Consider the following 6,421-nt stretch of genomic DNA (forward strand, 5'->3'; position numbering starts at 1 on the left):
AATGCGTCGTTTGCGGTCGCTTCCGGCCTTCCGATGTAGGCGTTCTGCGAGGGTGTCGAGACCGGCTTGGAGAGCGTCACGTTGAAGCGGATGTTATCATCGCCTGTGATGCGGACGTAGGGGTTGAACTTCGTCGGGGCATTGTTGTTCTTGTCGACGTAGGCGGCGCCGAGTTCCTGCGGGACGAGGCGAATGCGGTCACCGGCATGGACGACGTTGTCCTTCTCATTGTAGATGAAGTACGGGGTCTTGCTGGAGCCCTGCGGTTCGTCAGGCGGGATGTATTCGTCGCGTTCGCGCTGGATATACTTGCCGTTGTGGTCCAGAATAGTCAAGGGTTCGGACATGTTGACGGTAAGCATGCCCTTGATCAGGCGTGCCGTGGAAATGACCGGGGCGCACTTGTCATACAGCGTGTAGGTCGTTTCGAAGAAGCCGTTTGCAGCACCCTTGAGCGGGGAGACCGTTCCGTTGCCGTCCTTTTCGCCGCTGGTAGAGCCATAGGGGTAGGCGTTGTCCGCCGGGATGGTAATTTCGACGATGCTGTAGGTGTTGACGGAATCCTTCGTCGTGACAGAGTCAATCTGAACAACGAACGGTGCAGATACGGAGTCGCGGATGGTCCAGTAGGTTTCCTTCGGCTTGATGACTCCACCCGTGGTGTCGGCTGTCGTCTTGAACGTGCGCGTGATGCCCGGGTCACCCCAGATCGTCACGACGCTGTCGAACATGTCCTTCGTCTTGAGCTTTCTTTCGAACATCATGTAGACCACGTCCGGAATGCCGTCGCCTTCCTTGTCGATCATTTCGGCATGGTAGATAGGTACCGGGCGGGAAATGAGCGTTACAGGTACGGTCGGCTTGCAGCCAAACGGGTCAATCTGGTTGAAGCTCTGGTCGGTAATGTTAAAGTCGTCACTGTTTCTTGCTGCAGCCTGTGCACCGATGGGTACGAGAGTATTGTTTGTATTCCCACTGATGATTAGCTGCCAGCTCTTGCCGTTGTTTGTGGTTGTTGCGGGGCTGACGAGTGTCGGCGTTCCTGCGGCACCCGAGATGACGAGCGGCCATTCGTTCAGGGAAGAAAGGATGACTTCTTCCGAGAAGGCGACCAGGACTGTGTCGTATCCGCTCTTGTCGTCATCAGCCTTTTCGAGGATCGAGACGCTTGTGAGCGTGGGGAGGATGCCGTCTGTAATCTTGACCGTTTCGGGGGTTGCCGTGCCACGGTCTGTGACGTATGTCGTTGCTTTTCCGGACGGGCTTGCGTTTGTCGGGACGAGGCTTGTATCGATCGGGATGAACACTTCGTTCATGTCCACGTACTTGGAAGCTGTAAGCGGAAGCTTGACTGTGTCAGCCATGCCTTCGATAAAGTACTTGATGCTGTCGAGCGTGTAGCCTTCGGCAAGCTTGTTCGTGAAGATAATCTTCAGTTGGTCTGCCTTGTTGTCGCAGTCGGTGTCGATGGCGAGAATGGTTTGCGGAGTCGGCACCTTGGATTCGGCGAAGAATGTCTGTTTGGAGATGTCTTCTTCGTCATCCGGGTCGGTGTAGACAACCTGGATCGTATCGCCTGCGAAGAACGAAATTTCGGAAGTCTGGTTCCTCGTTTCCTTGGAATGGTTGACGGCGGTAATCGGGCCTCCGATAAAGTGACCGGGGTTCGCTTCGTCTGCTTTCAAGGTTACAACGAGCTTGTCGTTCTTCTTGTTGTTGATGATTTCGACATCGACGGTCTTTGCGTTGCTCTTGATCTTGTCCTTGTCCGTCAGGTCGATATAGAAGGTGGTGCCTTCGGTATTTGCCGGGCTTACAATCGGGTTGCCAGAGGCATCCTTGATGACAAGAGTCGAAGCTGTAGCGTCGCCCTTGGAGAAGTTCACGTAATAGGTTCTGTTCTCGAAGGCGCAGCCGCCGTTTTCAGAACAGGTTTCGCATGTGGGGTTCGGACCTGCGAAAATGGTAATGTCCACCTTCTTGGAGCCAATGCCCATCTTGACCGGAATGTCGAGATCCCACATGTCTGTAGGAATGTCGTATTTGGCAATAATCTTCGTTCCGGATTCGTCCAAAAGCCACTTGTCGAGGCTGACGCCGTCGTTGAACGCCATGCCGCTGACCTTAACACCATTTGCCCAAATCTTGGTAATGTAGCCACCTTCGCTCACGTGAGCCTTGCCGGTAACATGAATGGTGCTGCTTGCCTGGTCGATATCGATATGGGAGCCGTTGGAAACGTTGAACGGAGGATCGAGCGTGATATCCATCTTGTAGTTCGCTCTCTTGTTTTCCATTTCCTTCTTGGATGGGCTGTAACCCCAGATGAATTCGTCCTTGCGGTAGACGGACACATACGGGTTTTCGATGGCGAGATCAAGGTCAATATCACCCGCATCCTTTTCTTCGCAAGGCATGCCGGGGTAGTCTTTTTCTTCGTTGTTCGTGCGGGAGTGCGGCATCCAGCTCCAGTCGCCCGGATTGGCGTCGATGGCTTGCTGGCTGGTGAGGTCTGTGACCCAGTGCCATTTGTTGTCGACGTCGGAATGGCAGTAGAGTCTCTTGTTCTGCGGCGGGATGTCGAGCGGATCGTCCTGACCAACAGCGCGGATACGTGCCACAAAGAGAACGTCAACGCGGAAACGGCTAGAAGACTTGATGACTGTAGAGCCGAGCGGGATCGGGAAGTACCACTGCCAGGTCTTTGTCTTTTCGTCGTAGGTATCTTCGATCTTGACCGGACGGGCATGGCGGAAACCTTCGTTCAGGTTGGCGAGTGTTGCCGCATCGCAAGCCTTGTTGAAGCCTGCTTCGTCATAGGCTTGGCAAATATCAGTACGGATGGCGACGTCATCGTAAAGGTCGTCGTCACCGCGCATGTACATACGAACCGTGAGGCTGTCGAACGGTCTTGCTTCGTTATTGAAAATGTTCATGTTGATGGCTGGCTTGCCATCCCATTCGTACTGGTATGTTCTCACGCTAAAGTCGTACCAGGTGACAGGCGTCGTGAACTTGAGCAAGTTGCCATTGTCGTCTACGGTAGACTGTGCGCCATTACTTTCTACCATGAAGTAGTAAGTCGTCTTTTCCTTGAGTCCACCGATCTTTACGTAGTGGAACTGCGTCGGAATGCCAGAAACGTCTGCGTTGCCGATGCCTGTATTGTTGGCGAATTCAGCTGCCGTAGAGTGCGGCTTTGTATCCCAGTAGACCTTGGATTCGTATTCGCCGTTCGGGGTGTACCACATGATTTCGGCGCTGTCGGCGGTAACGTTACAGACGGTGACGTTTGCGATGTTTGCGTTTTCGACCGTGCTGAGCGTTGTGAAAGTGAACGGAGTCTGTGTGCTATCGACGAGGAACTTGGTCTTCGTGTTTTCAGGCTTGTAGGCATTAGCGCCTGTGACGTAGAAGTAGTAAGCGGTACCCGGCTTGAGGTCGTGGAGAACGATGTCGTGCTGGACGCCTGCGCCTGCACTTGCTGCGTTCAAATTGTACTGACCTTCAGTTGTGCCGTAAGAGATTGTTGCGGTGCCGCGCTGGGTGAGCTTGACGGTCACGATGGCGGAGTCCATGCTCACGTGGCGGATTTCCACGCTGATATCCGGAGCGAGAGTCTTGTCGACTTTATTGGCGGCAAGCATGCCTGCACTGACCAAAGTTGCAGCAGCATCGATACAGGTTTCAGAAAGGTGGTAGTCTTCCCAGCTCTTGTTGTCAGGAACCCAGGAGTTTGTCATGCCTGGTGTCACGCCACCGAAGAGGGCGCCTGTCGGCGGATTGTACTTGTAGCTTGCGCCCGGCATGTTCTTGCCTTCGGGGTTTGCTGCACGGTGGTGCGGGTGGGCGTCGTTCTTATCGCCAATACCGAGGATAAAAGAAACATCCCACGGGTTCACGCCAAGCATGTAGTTGAGCTGGTTGATGGCGAGTTGGTACATTTCATCGGTGTGCCAGTTTGGATTCGAAATGTGCGGGAGGGTAATGCCTTTCTTTTCAATGTCCTTGGCGACGTCTGCGTAAGCAAGAACTTCAAAGATGTTGCCGGTCTGGTAGCGGTTGTAAATCCAGGTCTGGTCCGTGTGCATCGTGTACCAAATCGGGTCGAACTGGAATGTGCGGGATTTCCAGTTGCCGGTTGCCGGGAGCTCGATGGAGCCGCTTCCGTTTCCGCTCATGTCGTTCAAGTTACTGATCATGTCGATAATGCAGTCTTCGACAGCGTTCAGCCATTCATCTTCGGTCAAGCCGTATTCGGTCGTTGCTTTAGTCTTATCGGCGAGGATCAATTTATACAGGGCGTAAAGGGCATAGGAGTAGGCGTTTGCCCAGCTGGTGTTCTTGACGTCCTTGAAGAAACCCTTGTTGTTCGTGACGAACCAACCGCCTTGGAAAAATCCCGGACCTTCAGAATATTCCTGTCCTTGGACCATGTTCTTGTTGCGGAGCATGTCGTCGGCGTACTGCTTTTCGCCTGTTGCATAGAGGAGGGCGACAGAAGCAAGAGCCATGTCGTCGTAGAATTCGTTGTTACCGTTGTAAGCGGGGCTGGACCAGCCGGCAGCCTTCTTGTTGTTGGAGTAGGTCTTGCCCTGTGCCATGGACTTTGCAAAGTCGTACATTTCTCTTGCGACTTTCAAGCAGCTATCGGCAAAATCCTTGTATTCGGGGTATTCGGCATACATCTTGCCGAGAATGGCCATGCCTGCAGCCGTTTCACCACCGATGTTGGCACCGATTTCGCCAAGACGTACGGTACGGGATGCCGGACCGCCACGGTCTGTTGCTGATGCAGAATTGTCTACAGGGAGCTTGTCTTGGTTTTCGGGACGGCCCCACCAGGCGTGGTCAGAACCAAAGTTACCGACGGAAAGAGCCATGTCATCGATGACTCCCTTTGCACGGACGTAAGCACGGAGGACGAAGTCTGCACCGTGTTTGGCTTCTCGGAGCATGTCCGGCATACCATCTGTATTGACTGTTTCGCCCTGGTTGAATGCGTAATGGTCTTCGTCAGCTTCGGGGTTCGTGGCTGCCAAAACGGCGGCAACCATGAATGCGTACATCTGGGTTTGCGATTCCTTCAGGTGGTCACCGCAGTCGTAGTAACCGCCTTCAAGCGTACCTGCGAGAGCTGCGTTGAACGGTCCGCGGACGTCATCAGCTTCTGTAACGACAGGACCACCACCATCCAATGTGTGGCTGGCGGGATGGAACCAGGACTGCCCATTTCCGCTACGGTTGATGCCGTAGAACTTGAGGGCGGCGTCCTTCACCATGGAGTAAACCTTATCGGAGATAATGAATGTACTCGAAATATCGTTGCCTACCTTGATACGGAGGCGCGTTTCAGTCGGGACGCCCTGAGGGATGTTACCGATCATTATGGTGCCGCTTTGACCCTTGATGTCGACTTGATAGCGTTTTTGGTCGTTGGTGGCGGCGTTTGTGCCTGCAATAATCGTCCAGTCAGAAGTGGTTGTTTGACCGGAGGACTTGAGCGTTCCAGTCACAGCAGGGCTAAGGGATTTGCCGTTGACATCGACAACTTCGAATGTCGTGGCTGTACCGACGTAATAGAATTGACGTTCTAAGTCTTTTTCTAGATAACCCGCCTGGTTCACGCGGATCGGAGACATGCGGTAGTTGATTGCATCCAAATATGCCTGGTTCAACGTATCGGGAATCAATGCGTTGGGGGCGTATGCTGCCGGAGTCAGATTCTTGGGCAGCATGTTCTTTTTCTTGGTAACCGAGGTGTCAAAATACTTGAATACAGTACTATCCCATGTGAGTGGGAATGTGGGGCGAATCAAGTCATAAGGAGTCGGTTGTTCCTGTTGTGCCGCCATAACAGAGGTGGCGGTACACAATGCAATCAGATACTTCTTAATACTCACAGTGTCTCCTTTTACATATGTAAAAAGCGGGCAAAACAAGTCTTGCCCTCTAATTATATTCTCTCAAATGCTAAAATAGATTATTTATGTAAAAAAGTTTTGTGATATATTCCTTTTTTGTTCTCAAAATATTCTCTACTTTGCTTTTCTGTTTGTTAAAGCGTATCATATGAATAAAGAAAATGAAAAAGTGGGATAAAAGGAAACAAAAAAATTCCATTTCCATAAATTTGTATACAAAAGTTTACGTAATGTATTTGATAAAAAGTCACCTGGACTGCTAAATCCAGGCGACCTTGCTGCAATTACTTTCTTCTCTTGAAGCCAAGAGTCTTGGTTTTGCTGTCAGTTGCCTTTTCGACTCTGGCGCCCACTTCAGCACAGGATGCCTTGTAGTCGTTGGTCGTCTCGTCGAACTTCGAAGCACAGAAGGATTCTGCCGTAAAGTCGAACTTCGCGATGTAGGCGCCTGTTCCGATCTTGTTGCCCTTCTTGGCGACCGGGGCTTCGTTATCCTT

Annotated in this window: 2 protein-coding genes; both read right to left on the bottom strand. The window is 52.2% G+C overall.

Features of this window, described 5'->3' with window-relative positions:
* Positions 1–5,903, bottom strand: a 5,903-nt coding sequence (locus B9Y77_RS15695; protein ID WP_085492339.1) for a glycoside hydrolase family 9 protein, incomplete at its 3' end; no start/stop codon positions are given.
* A 305-nt stretch (positions 5,904–6,208) separates the two neighbouring features.
* Positions 6,209–6,421: hypothetical protein (locus B9Y77_RS16115; RefSeq protein ID WP_176221789.1), on the bottom strand; the 213-nt coding region annotated here is incomplete at its 5' end.

Origin of the sequence: Fibrobacter sp. UWB13, from assembly GCF_900177805.1 — a bacterium.
Taxonomy (GTDB): Bacteria; Fibrobacterota; Fibrobacteria; order Fibrobacterales; family Fibrobacteraceae; genus Fibrobacter.